This is a genomic window from Roseburia sp. AM16-25, from assembly GCF_003473825.1.
In the GTDB taxonomy this organism is placed as follows: domain Bacteria; phylum Bacillota; class Clostridia; order Lachnospirales; family Lachnospiraceae; genus Pararoseburia; species Pararoseburia lenta.
In genome coordinates, this window is the sequence record NZ_QUCW01000003.1 from 237,621 (window position 1) to 254,836 (window position 17,216).

11 protein-coding genes are annotated in these 17,216 nt (G+C 39.2%); 8 read left to right on the plus strand and 3 right to left on the minus strand.

Going from position 1 to position 17,216, the window contains the following annotated elements; genetic code table 11:
• From DW183_RS08470 to DW183_RS08505, 8 genes are read left to right on the plus strand one after another with little or no spacing between them, the layout of a single operon-like run.
• Complete coding sequence (locus DW183_RS08470) at positions 1 to 1,911, plus strand: hypothetical protein (RefSeq protein ID WP_118281563.1); 1,911 nt, start codon at positions 1 to 3, stop codon at positions 1,909 to 1,911.
• 12 nt (positions 1,912 to 1,923) lie between these two features.
• Positions 1,924 to 3,327, plus strand: coding sequence for an ABC transporter permease (locus DW183_RS12660; protein WP_243069547.1), 1,404 nt, complete (start codon positions 1,924 to 1,926; stop codon positions 3,325 to 3,327).
• Positions 3,328 to 3,352: 25 nt separating this feature from the next.
• On the plus strand, positions 3,353 to 4,669 hold the full coding sequence (locus DW183_RS08480) for an ABC transporter ATP-binding protein (protein WP_118281564.1): 1,317 nt from the start codon (positions 3,353 to 3,355) through the stop codon (positions 4,667 to 4,669).
• Positions 4,666 to 7,374 (plus strand): glycosyltransferase, encoded by a 2,709-nt coding sequence (locus tag DW183_RS08485; RefSeq protein WP_118281565.1) that lies wholly within the window; start codon positions 4,666 to 4,668, stop codon positions 7,372 to 7,374. The genes DW183_RS08480 and DW183_RS08485 overlap by 4 nt, the downstream gene beginning before the upstream one ends.
• 13 nt (positions 7,375 to 7,387) lie before the next feature.
• The gene (locus DW183_RS08490) at positions 7,388 to 9,466 is read left to right on the plus strand and encodes a GH25 family lysozyme (protein WP_158573047.1); all 2,079 of its coding nucleotides are present in this window, start codon (positions 7,388 to 7,390) and stop codon (positions 9,464 to 9,466) included.
• 20 nt (positions 9,467 to 9,486) lie between these two features.
• Positions 9,487 to 11,343 (plus strand): N-acetylmuramoyl-L-alanine amidase, encoded by a 1,857-nt coding sequence (locus DW183_RS08495; RefSeq protein WP_118281567.1) that lies wholly within the window; start codon positions 9,487 to 9,489, stop codon positions 11,341 to 11,343.
• An 18-nt stretch (positions 11,344 to 11,361) separates the two neighbouring features.
• A complete protein-coding gene (locus DW183_RS08500) occupies positions 11,362 to 13,344 on the plus strand; it encodes a transglutaminase domain-containing protein (RefSeq protein WP_118281568.1) in 1,983 nt (660 codons plus the stop codon).
• Positions 13,345 to 14,367 carry an acyltransferase gene (locus tag DW183_RS08505; RefSeq protein WP_118281569.1) on the plus strand — a complete coding sequence of 341 codons (1,023 nt, stop codon included), beginning with the start codon at positions 13,345 to 13,347 and terminating at the stop codon, positions 14,365 to 14,367. It abuts the gene before it with no gap.
• Positions 14,368 to 14,429: 62 nt separating this feature from the next.
• Here DW183_RS08505 and DW183_RS08510 read toward each other — a convergent pair whose 3' ends face one another.
• From DW183_RS08510 to DW183_RS08520, 3 genes are read right to left on the minus strand one after another with little or no spacing between them, the layout of a single operon-like run.
• Positions 14,430 to 15,266 (minus strand): MBL fold metallo-hydrolase, encoded by an 837-nt coding sequence (locus DW183_RS08510; protein ID WP_118281570.1) that lies wholly within the window; start codon positions 15,264 to 15,266, stop codon positions 14,430 to 14,432.
• A complete protein-coding gene (locus DW183_RS08515; RefSeq protein WP_118281571.1) occupies positions 15,190 to 16,188 on the minus strand; it encodes a YfhO family protein in 999 nt (332 codons plus the stop codon). Before DW183_RS08515 ends, DW183_RS08510 begins: the two co-directional genes overlap by 77 nt.
• A complete protein-coding gene (locus tag DW183_RS08520; RefSeq protein WP_118281572.1) occupies positions 16,173 to 16,991 on the minus strand; it encodes a YfhO family protein in 819 nt (272 codons plus the stop codon). The genes DW183_RS08515 and DW183_RS08520 overlap by 16 nt, the downstream gene beginning before the upstream one ends.
• Positions 16,992 to 17,216: the final 225 nt, after the last annotated feature.

Below are 17,216 nucleotides of genomic sequence, written 5' to 3' on the forward strand. Positions count from 1 at the left end.
ATGAAATGGTTGGAAAAGTGGTATGCAAATAAAGGACAGATGGTTACCGTCCATAATATGGATGAATTGAACGATCTCCTGGCATCGGAAAAGAAAATTTATGATGTTATTGTTTTAGAAGATATCATTTTCCCCAATGACCCACAGCAAGTGATAAGGATTTTAGAAGCGTTGCAACAGGTCATGACTGATGATGGAAATATTTTGATAGCAACATATAATAGGTTGGGACTTCGTTTTTTTAATGGAGCACCGGAACCTTTTACCGGAGAGTATTTTCTGGGCATATCAAATTATAATGCATCGAATACTTATAATACCTTTGGTCGTCAGGAATGGGTTGATGTGCTGGAGGGCACACACTATTCCTATCGGTTTTATTATCCATATCCGGAACATCATTATCCGGAGGAAATCTTTAGCGATATGTCGATCAATCAATATGGATATGGGAGACCATATCCGAATCTGGTTGGTCGGCGATATGAGTTATATAATGAGCAGAAGGTAGCACAGGCTTTCTCAGATGCGCGTATCATGCAGGAGTTTGCACATGCGTTTCTTATCGAGTTAAATGCAAAGAAAGAATATATAGAATATACAAAATTCTCGACGGACAGGAAGAAACAATATAGTATTAAAACATGCATAATATCAGATGGAAATGAGAAATGGGTAGAAAAAAGTGCTACAGATGACAGTGCTAATAGTCATATTTATCATATGTGGCAGAATACAAAACAGACGAACTTGCATTTGTTGTCCGCAAAGTTGAAAGGCGAGAACACAGTCTGTTATGATTTTTTACAGGGCGAAAATTACGAATCGGTCATGCTGAAAGCGCTTAATAAAAGAGATACAGAACGGTTATTTATGCTGTTGCATGAGTATTATACCTTATTGACTGAAAATGCACAGGTAATGTCATATCGTTCAGAATTGTTCACAAAGATTTTTGGAGAGAAGCAAAGTGAACCCGAAGTATTATGTGTGCAACCGGCTAATATAGATCTCATCTTTGATAATATTTATTTTTTGGATGATACACACAAGATGACAAATATTCGTGTTATCGATGGAGAATGGATTTTTGATTGTGCTGTGCCGGTAGACTTGATATTTTGGAGAGCCTTAAACGAGTTCTATGGAAAACATCCTATGATGGAGGGGGTAATACCCTTCAAGATGATATGTGAAAAATATGGACTGGATGAGGCAAAATGCAACAAGTTCCAGCAGTGGAACCAATATTTTACATTAGATTATGTTGGGGCAGGGCAGGCAAACCAAAATCAGAAAAAAACAGACCTGTTGTCACTCAATGAGATACGGTGGAAGCAGCAACCGGGAAGACGCATCCTAGTTACTGCGTATTGGAAAATAAATAAGGAAGATGAATTTTGTGAGGAAAATGCTGTTTATCGCGAAGCGGAAGATCAAGGAGATTATCATTACGCGGTAACATTTTATAAACAAGAACTCAAGGGCAGAGCGGAAGTACGATTGGATGTCCAGAAAGGAACGTTTTGTAAATGTAGAATTATATCCACAAAGGGAATAAAAGGTATATTTCCACAAAATGTATATAAACGAGAGGGAGAATTCGCATATTTCTTATCTACAGATTCATCATACATGATAGAAATGGATGAGGATGCAGATGAGATATATGTAGAATATGAACTTATAGACTGTGAACACGAAACAAGAAATTATTTAATAAATCAATTGCAGACGGTCACGAACGAAAATCAGCGTGTCCGTGAGGAGTGCGACCGGTTAAGAAATGAATTGTCCATGCACAATCAAATGGAACAGGAAGATCGAGAATGGCAGAAAAAGTTGAGTGAGAGCAAAAGTTCTCGGGGGTATCAAGGCATTCAAAAATTAAAAAAATTGGTAAAAAAATAAGAGGTACTATGCATGAAGAAAAAAAAGATGTTGTCATTATGCTTGATTTTAGCATTAATGATCATAAGTAATTTTGCAATCGCAACATATGAAAAAAAACCAACAGGTGAAAAAATAAATGTAGAATTCTCTGTAGACTCGAAGGATGCGGTTGATATTAAGGTATATTACACAGAAAAGGGACAGGCATCTAAAGAAGACTTCAGCGAGACAAAGAGTGTTACTATAAATTACAAGGGATCAGGTGAGAAGACAAGTTCTGTTGTATTACCTGCAGCGGTTCAATCCATACGTATTGATCCGGGCGAGGGTACAGCCGATGTTTCTATATCCGAAGTATCTGTTTCATATAAAAAACAAGTATTGCTTTCGACAGATGAAATGCAGATGACAAAATTGAACAATATGAAACAAAAAGCAGGCTTGTATCAGACATGTAAGGGAGATTCTGACCCTTACATTGTATGGTCAATTCCGACAGAGCAGGTGTTGGCTGATGTAGCAAAGGTTATGGCACCTAAAATGTTGGCAGTGGAGATTCTTTTATGTATTATCATTGATTTATTACTCATGGTAATCTGGTGGAAACGCAGGATTTTATTTGCCATTCCGAAGGAAATCGTAGAAAATAGGAAATTGATCATATCTTTGGCAAAAAACGATTTTAAGGCGAAGTTTGCAGGATCATATTTTGGAATTATTTGGGCTTTTGTACAGCCGGTTGTGACGATCGTTGTGTATTGGTTTGTTTTTGATAAAGCGCTAAATTCTGGGACGCAGATTACAAAAGAGGGAATAGAAGCTCCATTTGCATTATGGCTTACCGCGGGTATGGTTCCTTGGTTTTATTTTTCAGAGGTGCTTAGTGCAGGAAGTAATGCTTTGGTTGAGTATAACTACTTGGTCAAAAAGGTTGTTTTTAAGATTAGTGCTTTGCCGTTTGTAAAGGTTTTATCAAGTATTTTTGTTCATGTATTCTTTGTAGTGTTTATGATTATTCTATCTGCATGCTATGGATTTTATCCGTCTGTATATACATTACAGGTAATCTACTACTCATTTGCGATGATGTGTTTGTGTATTGGTATTGTATATGCCACCAGTGCAATGACTGTATTTTTCCGAGATTTAACACAGTTGATCAATATTCTTTTGCAGGTTTTGATGTGGATGACTCCGATCATGTGGAATATGGATGCTATGCAGAATAGAATTTCGCCGATTGTCCTAACGATTTTAAAGATGAACCCAATGTACTATATTGTTTCCGGGTATAGAGATTCGGTTATCAATCATATTTGGTTTTGGACCAGACCGGAGACAACATTGTATTTTTGGGGTGTGACAGTTGTACTATTTATGATTGGATCCGTGATATTTAAAAAACTGCAAGTTCACTTTGCAGATGTTTTATAAGAGTCGAATAGATGAGGTTGAAAAAATGGAAGAGTATGCAATTCGAGTAAAGAATGTAAGCAAAATGTATAAACTATATGATCGCAACAAGGATCGATTGATTGATGCATTTGGCTTATCAAAAACGCCTAGATACCATGAGCATTATGCCCTTCATAATCTGAATATCGATGTAAAGACGGGAGAATGTGTCGGCATTATTGGTACGAATGGTGCAGGAAAATCAACCATATTAAAGATTATCACAGGTGTATTAAATCCAACAGAAGGTGAAGTGGAGATCAATGGGCGTATCTCTGCCCTTCTTGAACTGGGTGCAGGTTTTAACATGGAGTACACCGGCATAGAAAACATATATCTCAATGGAACTATGATTGGGTTCTCGCGAGAAGAAATCGATAAGAAAATGGATGATATTTTGGCATTTGCAGACATTGGTGATTTTGTATATCAGCCAGTTAAGACATATTCCAGTGGTATGTTTGTCAGATTAGCATTTGCGGTAGCAATCAATATTGAGCCGGAAATCCTTATAGTAGATGAGGCATTATCTGTCGGTGATGTTTTCTTTCAGGCAAAATGTTATCACAAGTTTGAGGAGTTTAAAAAGATGGGGAAGACGATTTTATTTGTAAGTCATGATTTGGGAAGTGTGGCAAAGTATTGTGATCGTGTTATCTTATTAAACCATGGGCAGAAGCAGGCTGAAGGTAGTCCGAAAGAAATGATAGGTCTGTATAAAAAATTGTTGGTGAATCAACTGGATGAGCAAGTACAGCAGACTGTCAATGAGACGATTACAGAATCTGTTTCGGAATCGCAGGATTATAGTATTACAAATGAACAAACGGATAATAGTGCCTCATGGAAAAGCCATTATGAAATCAATCCGTCATTGGATGAATATGGTAATGGCATGGCACATATTATTGACTTTGCAGTGCGAGATGAGAGTGGTCTCATAACGGACGCGATAGAAAAAGGTACGACTTTTTCTATTACTTCAAAAGTGAAATTTGAGGAAAAGATACAGAATCCGATTTTTACATTTACATTCAAAAATGTGCATGGAACAGCCATTACGGGAACTAATACCATGTACGAAAACAAGAATGTAGATGTAGTTTATCCGGGGGATATATATACTTGTACCTTTACGCAGGAGATGAATTTACAAGGAGGAGAATATTTATTATCCATCAGTTGTACCGGGTATCGAGAGGGAGAGTTTGTGGTATATCATCGATTGTACGATTTGATCAATATTACGGTCATTTCCGAAAAAAATACAGTTGGTTTTTATGACATGAATTCACAGGTTAAAGTGGAGAAGGTAAAATGAGTTTTTGGACAAACATCAAAAGCAAATTCAATACAACAGAAAAACAAGATGCGGTGACATATCATATTGATTCATTGGTGAATGATGACGGAAAAATGTCGGTAAAGGGATGGATCTTTTCTACGCAGATGGATTTAAAGCAGATCCAGATTATACTGAGTCAGCCGCAGAGGGAACAAGTGATTGAAGTGCCACTAACGTTTCGAAAAGATATTGTAGATGTTTTTTCGTTATCTGTAGGAACAAAGACAGCCTTTGAATTTACCCTAGCATATGAATCTGCGGACACAACGGATGTATTTTTACAATATGCTAAGGAGGCAGGCAAGGAAAGAAAGTTACTTTGTACCTTATCAAAACAGGAACAATGTAAAGAAACCTGGTTTTATCCTCGGGTAGGGCAATCCTATGAGGAGGATGGAGTAGAGTATAATGTGGATACTATTTCCCAAGTGGGGAATAGACTTTATATTCGTGGCTGGATTTTTTCGCATAAACAGTCAATAGATAAAGTCCGATTGGTAGTGAATTCCCTCCATTATGAAGATAGTGTGGGATTAAAGTTAGTACAGCGAACAGATGTTGCTAATTCGCATAATCTGTCGGATCCTTATTGTGGATTTTCACAGGAGGTAGAATTTTCTACGAACGAGTATGCCTGCGTGTTCTTGGAGTATACACAGGGAGAACAGAAAAATCGCGTATTTATAACGGATGTCAATGCTAATACAAAAGAAGCAGGAATTTGTATACAAAAGAGAAAAGATTATTCTTACAATAAATTTGTAGAGAAATTTGTGGAGACATATACAGAAAATATATGTATACCACAGGATGCGTTTGTTGACTTGATTGTTCCTGTTTATAACGGATATGAGTTTTTGGAAAAAATGTTTGCCGGAATTGAGAAGACGGCGGTGCCATACAAATTATATGTGGTCAACGATTGTAGTCCGGATGAACGTGTATTGCCGTATTTAAGTGAGTATGCCAAGAGCAGAGAAAATGTCGTATTGCTGGAAAATGAGGAAAATCTGGGATTCGTGCAAAGTGTTAATCGTGCCTTGGCACAGACATCCCATCATGTTGTTCTTGTAAATACAGATGTGATGCTGCCGGATCAATGGTTGGAAAGATTGATGCTGCCAATTTGGAATAGTGATGAAGTGGCATCTACAACACCTTTTACCAATAGTGGAACAATTTGTTCATTTCCAAATTTCTGTGAAAATAACCATATTTTTATGGACAAAAGTGAGAGCGAGATAGATCGATATTTTCGGATGGTTCAGCCGCACTATGTTGAAATGCCAACAGGTGTAGGATTTTGCATGGGAATGAACCGTAAAGTGATTGATGAAATTGGCAACTTAGATGCGGATACTTTTTATAAGGGATATGGGGAGGAAAACGATTGGTGCCAGAGAGCAATCCGTGCAGGGTATCATAATGTTCAAGTGGAAAACTTATTCGTGTGGCATAAACACGGAGGAAGTTTTCTGAGTGAGGATAAGAAACGTTATATTGAAAGAAACTCAGCTATTTTGGAAAAACGTTATCCTACATACAAAAAGGATGTAGATATTTATTGTGCGATGGATCCGAATTGTCAGGTGCGAGAATATGTTAAAATGCGTATGATTCAAGATAACGTTGAACAGTTCATTGTTGTGCTAGACCATGATTGGGGCGGTGGCGCAGGCAAGTATATGGAAAATCGCATCCAGTCAATGTTGGATCATAACACTGCTGTTATGCGCATTGTGGATAATGCAGATGTAGGTTTGCAAATGGTTGTTTATTATGATGAATATGAGGCAACATTCCGTGTAGATCAGTTGGAGGATACATGTTCCATTTTGACGGGACATCAAGTCCAACAGGTAATGATAAATGAATTAGTGGCATATGAGCATATTGCTCAAGTTCAGCAATTTATTATTGGTTTAAAGAAGAATTTTAAAACAGAAATTACCATGTTGTGCCATGATTTCTATCCGGTGTGCCCGAGTATTTATTTGTTAAATGACCAACAAAAACATTGTTTCCTACCAGCCAATTTGGAAGAATGTGAGAAGTGTTATCACAACAACACGAATAAAATGAATTTGGAATACGATTCCATTGCTTCTTGGAGAAGTATCTGGGCGGAGTTTTTATCCCAGTGTGATCATGTGATCACTTTCTCGGAAAATACAAAATCTTACTATGAACAATGTTATCCGGATATACATTATGAAGTGGTTCCGCATCAAGTGGACTATATAGAACCTGTGGAGAAGATAGATAAGACATCAGATCTCATTACGATAGGATATATTGGGAATATGATGCCTAGCAAGGGCTCTGAGATACTTATTCGGATGGCGGAACTGATAGAAGAACAAGGATTAAATGCAAGAATTGTTGTGATAGGTCCGAATTTGAGTACTTCTGCTAATGAGCATTTGCTTATCCATGGAAAATATTCCCGAGATGAATTACCAGAACTGATGAAAGAATATCAAGTGGATATTGTTTTCATTGCGTCGATATGGCCGGAAACATTCTCCTATACTACAGAGGAGGCTATCAAGATGGGGATGAAAGTAGCGGCGTTTGATCTGGGAGCACCTGCGGAAAGATTGAAGAAGTATGATAAGGGAATTATAATTCCGGAAATATCAGCAGAGGCAGCATTAGATACTTTGTTAAACAATGCATAGAAAAGAGGAAGAAATGAAAAAAGCAATAAGAAAAAGAATCATGGCAGCAGTATTGTTATGCGCAATGGTTATGACAACACTCCTGGGACAGGCTGGCACTTTGGAAACCAAGGCAGCCGTGGCACATTTTGACGGTAACGACTACCGTATGTCAGGACAGGTAGATGAGGGATTTTATGATGATGAGTCCTCAAGTGTCATGGGTTATACAAAAGGGAATCCTCGTGAAGGATATACTGCCATTCGTAAAGGAATTGATGTGTCACATTGGCAGAACGATCGGGGTACGATTGACTGGAGTGCAGTAAAGAATTCCGGGGTCGAATTTGTTATTGTTAAAGTTGGTGGACGTTATAACGATGGCTCTTTTTATACAGACAAATGTTACAAGAAGAATATCGAGGGAGCGCTTGCGGCAGGACTTCGTGTAGGCGTTTATTTCTGGTCGGAGGCTGTTACAGAGGCTGAGGCGAGAGAAGAGGCTAACTATGTAGCCGGACTGATCTATATGTATAATATTACACTTCCAATCTGCATGGATTATGAATGGTGCCCGTCACAATATCGAGGTGAATGTCGCCTATATAATTCAGGACAGAATGCAGCACAAAGAACCGCTGTAGCAAATGCATTTATGAATCAATGCGCAGTGAATGGTTATACCGGAGCTTTATATGCCAATAAATCAACTTTAGAAAATTATTTTGATGGAGCATCACTAGCAGTGAACGGACGTGTCTGGTTAGCAAACTATATGAGACCGCAGGTTACAGACTATGCATGGTGGGTTTCTTCTTCTTATGCACAGCCATATGATTTCTTCCAATTCTCTTCACAAGGAACGGTACCAGGCATCACTGGCTATGTAGATTTAGACTATTGGTATGATGATGGAACCATCAGCGGGCAGGACTATTCGGCTGTCTTTGATGCTACATATTATGCAGAACACAATGCAGATGTCGTAAGTGCAGTAGGAAGTGATGCAGGGGCTCTTTTGAGTCACTTTAAAAATTATGGCATGGCAGAGGGTAGACAGGGTTGCGCAACCTTTGATCCAAAATCTTATTATCTGCAATATGGAGATCTTCGATATGCTTATGGTACGAACTGGCCACTATATTATCAGCACTACATGCTTTATGGAAAAGCAGAAGGACGTAAGGGAACCGGTTGTACTACGATGCAGGGACCGACAACGGTCTATAATGGCATTGATTATTCCGGCGTATATAACTATTACTACTACTTGGAGCACAATGTCGACGTGAAAAATGCATTAGGTACGGATGATGCAACAATTTTGAAGCATTTTGTGAATTATGGTATGGCCGAAGGACGTCAGGCGATTGCCTCATTCAATGTATCGTCTTATCGCTTACAGTATGCGGATCTTCGTAGTGCATATGGTAAGAACTGGAAGAATTACTATTTGCATTACGTCAAATATGGGCAGAAAGAGGGACGAAAGGGAACCGGTTGTACGACGTTGCAAAATGCAACAACGGTCTATAATGGCATTAATTACGCCAGTGTTTATGATTACAACTATTATGTAAATAATAATGTCGATGTAAAAAAAGCCTATGGAGATGATGAAAACGCAGTGCTTGCACACTTTGTCAATTATGGTATGAAAGAAGGCAGACAGGCAAAATCCACTTTCAATGCAAACTCTTATCGCTTACAGTATATGGATCTACGAAATGCATATGGCAGCAACCTCAAGAACTACTATCTGCATTATATGAATTATGGTGCAAAAGAGGGACGAAAAGGGGCCGGTTGTACCACTGTGCAGGGAACTACGACCGTCTATAATGGCGTAGATTATTCTGCTGTGTATGATTACTACTACTATGTATCAAATAACAGCGATATAAAGAATGCTTATGGAAATGATGACCAGGCAGTACTTGCTCATTTTGTGAATTATGGAATGAAAGAGGGGCGTCAGGCGAAAGCAGATTTCAATGTAGGGGCATATCGTGGAAACTATGCGGATTTACAAAGCGCATATGGAAATGATCTGAAAAGTTACTATCTGCATTATATGAACTTCGGTAAAAAAGAAGGCAGAAGCGGAATTTAGGAACTCTCAAAGAAAAGACGATGAAAGATAAATTTTTAAAAAGATTAATAACCATACTGCTTGCTCTTGTTATGTGCATTTGCTTGTATGTGCCGTCAGGCAGCATAGTGCACGCAAAGGAGGGGGATGACTCTACGACAGCGCAGATGCGCAAGGAGTTGGAAGAAGCATTTGGTGATGCTGACTGGGCGTTGCAAAAGGCAGCTATCAAAAAATATGCAAATACGGGACGACTGACAGTTGTCTTGGATGCGGGACATGATAGTACACATCATGGGGCATCCCGTTCCGGTTTGAAAGAGGAAGAACTGACATTAAAGATTGCCCAGTATTGTAAAGCGGAGTTGGAGCAATATCAAGGCGTGGATGTGTATTTGACCAGATCATCAAATGCATGTCCGAATCCCGGAACTTCATCTACCATGGATAATTACTATCGTATGGTGTGGGCTTCTAATATGGGGGCAGATGTTTATATCAGCCTGCATCTGAATGTCTCACAGTCAGCGGCGACATCCGGTGTGGAAGTGTATGCACAAAATAGCGGCTACCGACCGGATCTGAGTGCGGAGAGTTATTCATTGTCACAAAATATAGCCAATGTACTACAGTGGATTGGCTTGTCAAACGCAGGGGTTAAGACCCGTAATTCGGATGATGGAACAAAATATCCAGATGGATCTGCGACAGATTATTATAGTGTGAATCATAACAGTAAATTGTTAGGATTTCCTGGTATTATCGTAGAGCATGCCTATCTGACCAATGCTAGTGATATTCGATATTTTCTGGGAAATGAAAATGGATTGCGACAACTGGGTGTAGCAGATGCCACAGGTATTGCGAATTATTATGGTTTGTCTAAGGAGGACTACTCTGCGGCTTTTGATGCATCCTACTATTATAATCACTATGGTGATTTGCAAGAAGCTTACGGATATGATGAAAAGGCATTGCTTGACCATTTTTTGAATTATGGTCTGGCAGAGGGACGTGTCGCAAGTCCAATCTTTGATATTACATATTATAAGAAGAACAATCAGGATTTGGTTGCAGCATATGGAAATGATCTGAAGAAATATTGTACGCATTTTGCAGTGTATGGTATGAACGAGGGACGCCAAGGCTGTGCATCATTTAATGTCAACTCCTATAAGCTGCAATATGCAGATTTGCGTCAAGCATATGGGAATGATCTGCCAAAGTATTATAAACATTATATGAAATATGGGTACCGTGAGAATAGAAAAGGTACAGGCTGCACCTCCCGACAGGGCTATGTGACACAGTATAATGGCGTGGATTATTCTTCGGTTTACAATTGTGACTATTACCTTGCAAATAATGCAGATGTGAAAAATGCCTATGGATCAAATGATGATATTGCAGTTCTGCAACATTTTGTCAACTATGGCATGAATGAGGGACGGCAGGCAAGCAGCAACTTTAACGCGATATCCTATCGCCTGCAATATGTGGACCTGCGCAATGCTTATGGCGGACAGTTGAAGTCCTATTATGAGCATTATATGAGATACGGCAAAAAGGAAGGTCGTGTTGCAACGGGCTGCACGACGGTACAGGGAGCCACAACAATACATAATGGTGTAGATTATTCTGCGGTGTATGATTATTACTATTATGTGGCAAATAATGCGGATGTGAAAAAAGCCTTTGGCAATAACGATGTGGCAGTTTTGCAACATTTTGTTAATTATGGAATGAAAGAAGGCAGATGTGCAAAGGAAACGTTTGCAGTGCAGTCTTATCGAAGCAGATATGCGGACTTGCAGTTTGCGTACGGTGATAATTTACCGGCATACTATATGCATTACATATCTTATGGACAGATTGAAGGAAGAAGCGGTGTGCGATAGTAAGTGAGGAGAAAACCTATGAAACGAATGAAGAAACTGTTGCTGGTATTATGTAGTGCGGTATTTGTGACCGTGTCAGCGCTGGAGGCATTGCCGGTTTATGCGGCGAATGAAATAACAAATGCAGAGGGATACCATGCACCGCAAGTCACAGAACAGGTCGTTTCAGAGTACACCGATGTATATGAGCCGAGTTATACCAGAAATGCAGGCAGCAGTTACTGGGCAAAGTATGGCTCAGATTATTATTACAACCAAATGACAGCGAGTCAGAAGAACCTTTATGATGGTCTCTATCAGATGTGTATGGCATATCTGACAGGGACAGGGGATATCAATGGAAAGACTGCTGTCATGAACGCAAGCCGTGAATATACACAAGGTGTGTCATATAGCGGCTTGACAGACACAGAGGCAATCAATACAACGATTGCCTTTGTTAATTCTAATCCGCAATTTTATTTCCTGGATGGTGAGGATTATGTCAGGGAATATTATGCCGGTGTGGAGAATGCAGGAACGATCTATGTTGATGTCTATGACGAATTTGTAGATGGTGCAACGCGCCAGAATTATACCGACCAGTTTCAGAGTGTGATCGATAACTGGATGAGTCAGGTCAATGCGCAGGCAAGCGTTTTGGACAAGGAGTATAAGGCACATGAATTGGTGATAACCAATACGATATATAAGGATGGTGCATCCTATAATCAGTCTTGTTATAGCGTTTTTATGAGAGGACAGAGTGTATGCGCCGGCTATGCAGAAGCATTTGAATTATTGTGCAATGGAGCAGGAATTGAAACGATCATTGTGACAAGCACAACGCACGAATGGAATCAGATCCATATAGGAAATTATTGGTATGCTGTAGATCCGACGTGGGCGGATACATCCGGCACTTTGGCATATTACAATGTAAGTGATGAGACTTTGCGGAAAAATAACCGGTCACATGTACCGGAGACTTTCTGGAGTACGGTCAATCGTCCGGAGTGTAAGTATGACTATGGTAAGGAAGATACCTCGTCAGATAATGGAACAACGAGCGGTGGTTCATCATCGGGCGGCACAAGTAATAGTGGCGCACAAAATCGCGCCTATACGGCGGTGCATAATGGCACTGATTATAGTAGAATCTTTGATCCATATTACTATGCAGATACTTATGGCGATCTGAAGCAGGCATATGGTTATGACTGTAATAGCCTGTTGCAGCATTTTATCAATTATGGCATGGCAGAGGGACGACAGGCAAAGAGTGGTTTTAATGTGACATCATATCGTTTGCAGTATGCAGATCTGCGCAGAGCCTATGGAGCGGATCTGAAATCTTATTATATGCATTATGTCAATTATGGAGCAAAAGAAGGACGAAGCGGCATCGGATGCACGACTTTGCAAGGTGCCGTGACGGTCTTGGGCGGTGTAGATTATAGTGCGGTCTATGATTATCAGTATTATGTGAACAAGTATGCAGACATCAAGACGGCATACGGCTATGACGATCTGGCTGTCTTGCAGCATTTTGTAAACTATGGGATGAAAGAGGGACGACAGGCGAAAAGCAGTTTTGACGTAAATTCTTACCGTTTGCAATATGCGGATCTGCGAGGAGCTTATGGAAACGATTTGAAATCCTACTATACGCACTACATCAATTATGGAAGAAAAGAAGGGCGTGTGGCTACTGGTTGTACGACTTTACAGGGAGGGACAACCGTCTATAGAAGTGTCAATTATGCCGCGGTCTATGATTTTTCTTATTATGTTGCTAACAATCCGGATGTATATAGAGCATACGGCAATGATGATGTAGCAGTATTACAGCATTTTGTAAACCATGGAATGCAGGAAGGACGAAGAGCCTGCGCAGGATTTTCCGTGCAGACTTATTGCACGAATTATGCAGATTTGCAGAGAGCTTATGGAAATGACTGGAAAGCGTATTATATGCATTATATCAATTACGGTGTGCGAGAGGGACGAAGAGGAGTATAAATGAGAAAATATTATATTGATTATTTAAGAGTGGTTTTAATGATAGGAGTTATTATTCTGCATGTGTCAGCCAATAATTGGTATGGCTATGTGGAAACGAACCGCTGGATAGTTTTTACAATATATAGTGCAATTTGTCGTGTGGCAGTGCCTTGTTTCTTTATGATCTCAGGAGCATTATTTTTAGACGATAGTAAAAAATTAGAGTACATGAAGTTTGCTAAAAACCATATTATCAAAATGATAATTGTGTTGTTTGTATGGGCTATGTTTTATCAAGTATATGCATTGGATGGAAATATCAATGTATTTACAATTAGAGTTGCTATAAAAAATGTTTTACTAGGGGAAACACAGACACATTTGTGGTTTTTATATGTGACGATAGGTTTTTATTTGTTGGTTCCAATTATAAAAGTGTATACCAATTCTGCTTCGAAAAATAGTATGGTATACACACTATTGATAATAGGTATGATAACAATAGGGATAGACACATTGTCAATGCTTACCGGCACAATACCTGTAATTGTGAGTAATAACATTTCAAAAATGACGTTGTCATCTGGAAAATATGTCTTTTATTTTCTTGTGGGACATTATATTGATAAATATAATCTCCCTAAAAGACCTTGTCGTATTTTGAATATAGTAGGGGTTATTGCTTTAGGATTAGAAATATATATTACGGTTACTCTATCGAGGGTTAATATGATACCAAATGAAAATTGGATGCGCTATACATCAATTTTTGTAGCAGCGAATGCAGTAGCTGTTTATGCATGTTTCCGCAATCTCGAGGTTACCGAACCATCACGTCTGATTAAAAATATGGCAAATTGCTCTATGGGAATATATTTAGTACATATGTTTTGGATTTTGGAATTATGGAAACATAATTTTACAACGTTTTCATTTAATGCAGTAATATCTGTGCCCGTAATTTCAATAATTGTATTGACACTGAGTTGGATTACAGTATTTGTTTTAAAAAGAATACCCGTAATACGAAAATTTGTATAGTGATTATAACAGAAGGGAAATAACAAGTTTACTTTTTATTTCCCTTCTTGTGAAGAATACTGTTACCTCACATACACCCGGTGTGGTGCTCCGTGGAAGGTATAACAAGCAACATCGTGATCTTTCAGATATGCTAATGTATTCTTACATTTATATTGTTCCCCAGTGTATAAAAAATAAGGCGCATCTGCGTAAACGGCGGATGGATGCAAATTCAAATAGTAGGATGGGGCAAGTGCATTGTTACCGTGATGTCCTAATTGAATATAGGTGGCGTCCAGTTCGTGTCCGTATTTTTCATACAGTTTGTCAGCCAATTCGGCATCTTCAAAATCAGCAAAAAATAACATACTTTGTTTTTTCCCGGATATTTTGAAAATGAGAGAACTACTGTTCGGCAAATCAAGATTTCGTTCTATAATCTCAGGCGTGTATTCGCTATATACCTTCAACTGGCTGTCTCCCAGATGCAGGGTGTCTCCCTCGTGTAGATATTCGACAGATAATATATTCTTATCCTCCAGTGTTTGCGTGGTATCTAAAAAAGTATAGTAGGTGTCAATATCGTCAACATCACGTGCAATCTGTTCATAAGCTTCTAATGGAAATTCCACTGTATACAGATGGTCGATTGTGATCGAGACGGCGTCATCCTGCATGATACGATTAAAGGCTCCCATATGATCTGGGTGTGGGTGCGTAATAATCCAATTATCCACATGGTTATTATGTTCCTTTATAACTGTGCGAACAAGGTCAGCCATAGCTGGTATACCGCCGTCAATGATGGAAAAGGAGTCTGCTGTTTCAACCGTCCAAAAACTAAATTGCGTTGCGGTATAGCAGAAGATAAAGAGCCATGCCCATGAGCGCAAGCCCGCTGATGCAGATGCTGACATATATCATAGGGTCACTGTAGGCCAAACGTACATCATGCTCACCGGGGCTGATGCTTATGCCTGTCAAACCATCGTTAATATTGTATGCTGTGACTTTTTGCCCATCGATATAGGTAGACCAACGATTATCATAAAAGATAGGGAGGCATAACATGGCATCGGCTATCTCGGTATTATTAATCTTTCCGCTTAGTTCATGGTCGACATAGGATATATCATATAAGGATTCTTTTTGCAGTTGTTCCAATGCGAGATTAGCTTGTTCTACACAAAGGGAAGACGTGTCAATGGTAGCATATTGTGAGAGCAACTCAGACTCATTTTCAGACTTTGTCAGATAAAAGCCGGAAGTCATAGCATATGCTTTCTGCTCAGGATTCAGCTTATCGTAACCGTCATGGGAAAGTGCATGGTGATACAAGTAGAGCCCGAGGTCTTTACTTTGTATGTCAGCAGCAGCCTCTTTTGTCCCGTCATTATACAGAGATGTTTCATAGTTCTCCTTGATAATGGCGGTTCTGGTATTAGCAATCGGATAAGTCTCTAGTGCAATATCAAGGCAGACCACGAGCAATAAACTGAGGGCTGCAAATTGCCGGCTTTTCTTGACCATTGCGATAAAAACCATATTGTATAAAAATAGGATAAAGATTACCTTTACAAAGGCACGTTTGCTAATCTCTATCTGTCCGGTTACGGCAAATCCGAATACAAGTGTAAGTAAGAGTAAAATAATCACATCGCTGATGAGCAGCCAGCGTTTGAGAGGAATATGGTCGACATGTTCTGTAATATCATCTAATGTGTAAATACATAGGCAGATTAGCGCTATGATATAGACAAAAGTCCAGCGCTGCTTGGTTGCATCAAACGTAAAGAGTTTTGTGACGATCGGAAAGAGCAGCGTTAAAGTGCATAGCAAAAAATGATGCGTTTTTTATGGTTCCCCCGAAAGAACAGACAGGAAATCAGCATCATGATCGACAGAAGGGAGCACCAGAGGATTGTACCTTCATAGTAATTGTATGCCCCAGTATAATCGTTACCAATGCGCAAAAGGTTGCTAGATAAGAGTCTTGCGCTGTCAGTGATTAAATATTTGATGTCATATAGGAAATTCACTGCGACATTAGAAGAGATATTGGTGGATCTTGTACTCTGCGTAAAGGTATAGAGATTAGGAAGTAGAGAGAAAGCGCACAATAAGACAGTAAGCAACCCTGCTCGCAGTAGGTGTAGCAGTTTTCGGACAATCGTTCGTGCATTTTCCTTCTTATATAATCCGTAGATAAGTAGGTAAAGTGCGGAAAAAATCCCTGCCATATATAAGAAATAATAACCGGTCCAAGAAATGAGGCAAAGAGAAAGCAGGAGTTTTAACTCCTCGCGTAAATCTTCAAACTTACATTTTAATAAATAGTAAGTGTAAACAATCATTAAACTATAAGCACTGCCGAAAAGAGGCTGCTGTCCCCAAAGACTGATATATCCGGAGTAGGCAAAAAGTATTGAAGCAATGGTACATAGCATATTGTTTTTAGTAAAAATGTTACCAATGCGATAACCGTAAATACCTGCAAGCATAGTGGAAATATACATGCTCAGTATATATGTATAGGGAAGCAGGGCTGATGGCACAATATAGGTCAATATTTGCGCTGGATTGAGATAGGAAATCAGCAGAGTATAAACCACCACACAGTCTCGATTGAAAGGAATAGTCATTCAGGCTTCCGATATGGCTATCTGCGGCTGCGGATGCAAAGGGATGAATAATGGAAATCGTATCAAATCCTATGTCTGTAAACATAAATAATTTATCACCAAAAATATATTGGTGATAAATTATGAGAAAAAGAAGTGTGATGCAAGATAGCGAAAGTAGCCATTTGAAACGTAAGGAACGGTATGGTAGTTCCCTAATATCACAATGAAACAGTTCATCAATTG

Excerpts from the sequence above, each read along its gene's own strand:
- DW183_RS08470 (WP_118281563.1), top strand. The coding sequence starts at position 1 with ATGAAATGGTTGGAAAAGTGGTATGCAAATAAAGGACAGATGGTTACC.
- DW183_RS12660 (WP_243069547.1), top strand. The coding sequence starts at position 1,924 with ATGAAGAAAAAAAAGATGTTGTCATTATGCTTGATTTTAGCATTAATG.
- DW183_RS08480 (WP_118281564.1), top strand. The coding sequence starts at position 3,353 with ATGGAAGAGTATGCAATTCGAGTAAAGAATGTAAGCAAAATGTATAAA.
- DW183_RS08485 (WP_118281565.1), top strand. The coding sequence starts at position 4,666 with ATGAGTTTTTGGACAAACATCAAAAGCAAATTCAATACAACAGAAAAA.
- DW183_RS08490 (WP_158573047.1), top strand. The coding sequence starts at position 7,388 with ATGAAAAAAGCAATAAGAAAAAGAATCATGGCAGCAGTATTGTTATGC.
- DW183_RS08495 (WP_118281567.1), top strand. The coding sequence starts at position 9,487 with ATGAAAGATAAATTTTTAAAAAGATTAATAACCATACTGCTTGCTCTT.
- DW183_RS08500 (WP_118281568.1), top strand. The coding sequence starts at position 11,362 with ATGAAACGAATGAAGAAACTGTTGCTGGTATTATGTAGTGCGGTATTT.
- DW183_RS08505 (WP_118281569.1), top strand. The coding sequence starts at position 13,345 with ATGAGAAAATATTATATTGATTATTTAAGAGTGGTTTTAATGATAGGA.
- DW183_RS08510 (WP_118281570.1), bottom strand. The coding sequence starts at position 15,266 with ATGTCAGCATCTGCATCAGCGGGCTTGCGCTCATGGGCATGGCTCTTT.
- DW183_RS08520 (WP_118281572.1), bottom strand. The coding sequence starts at position 16,991 with ATGACTATTCCTTTCAATCGAGACTGTGTGGTGGTTTATACTCTGCTG.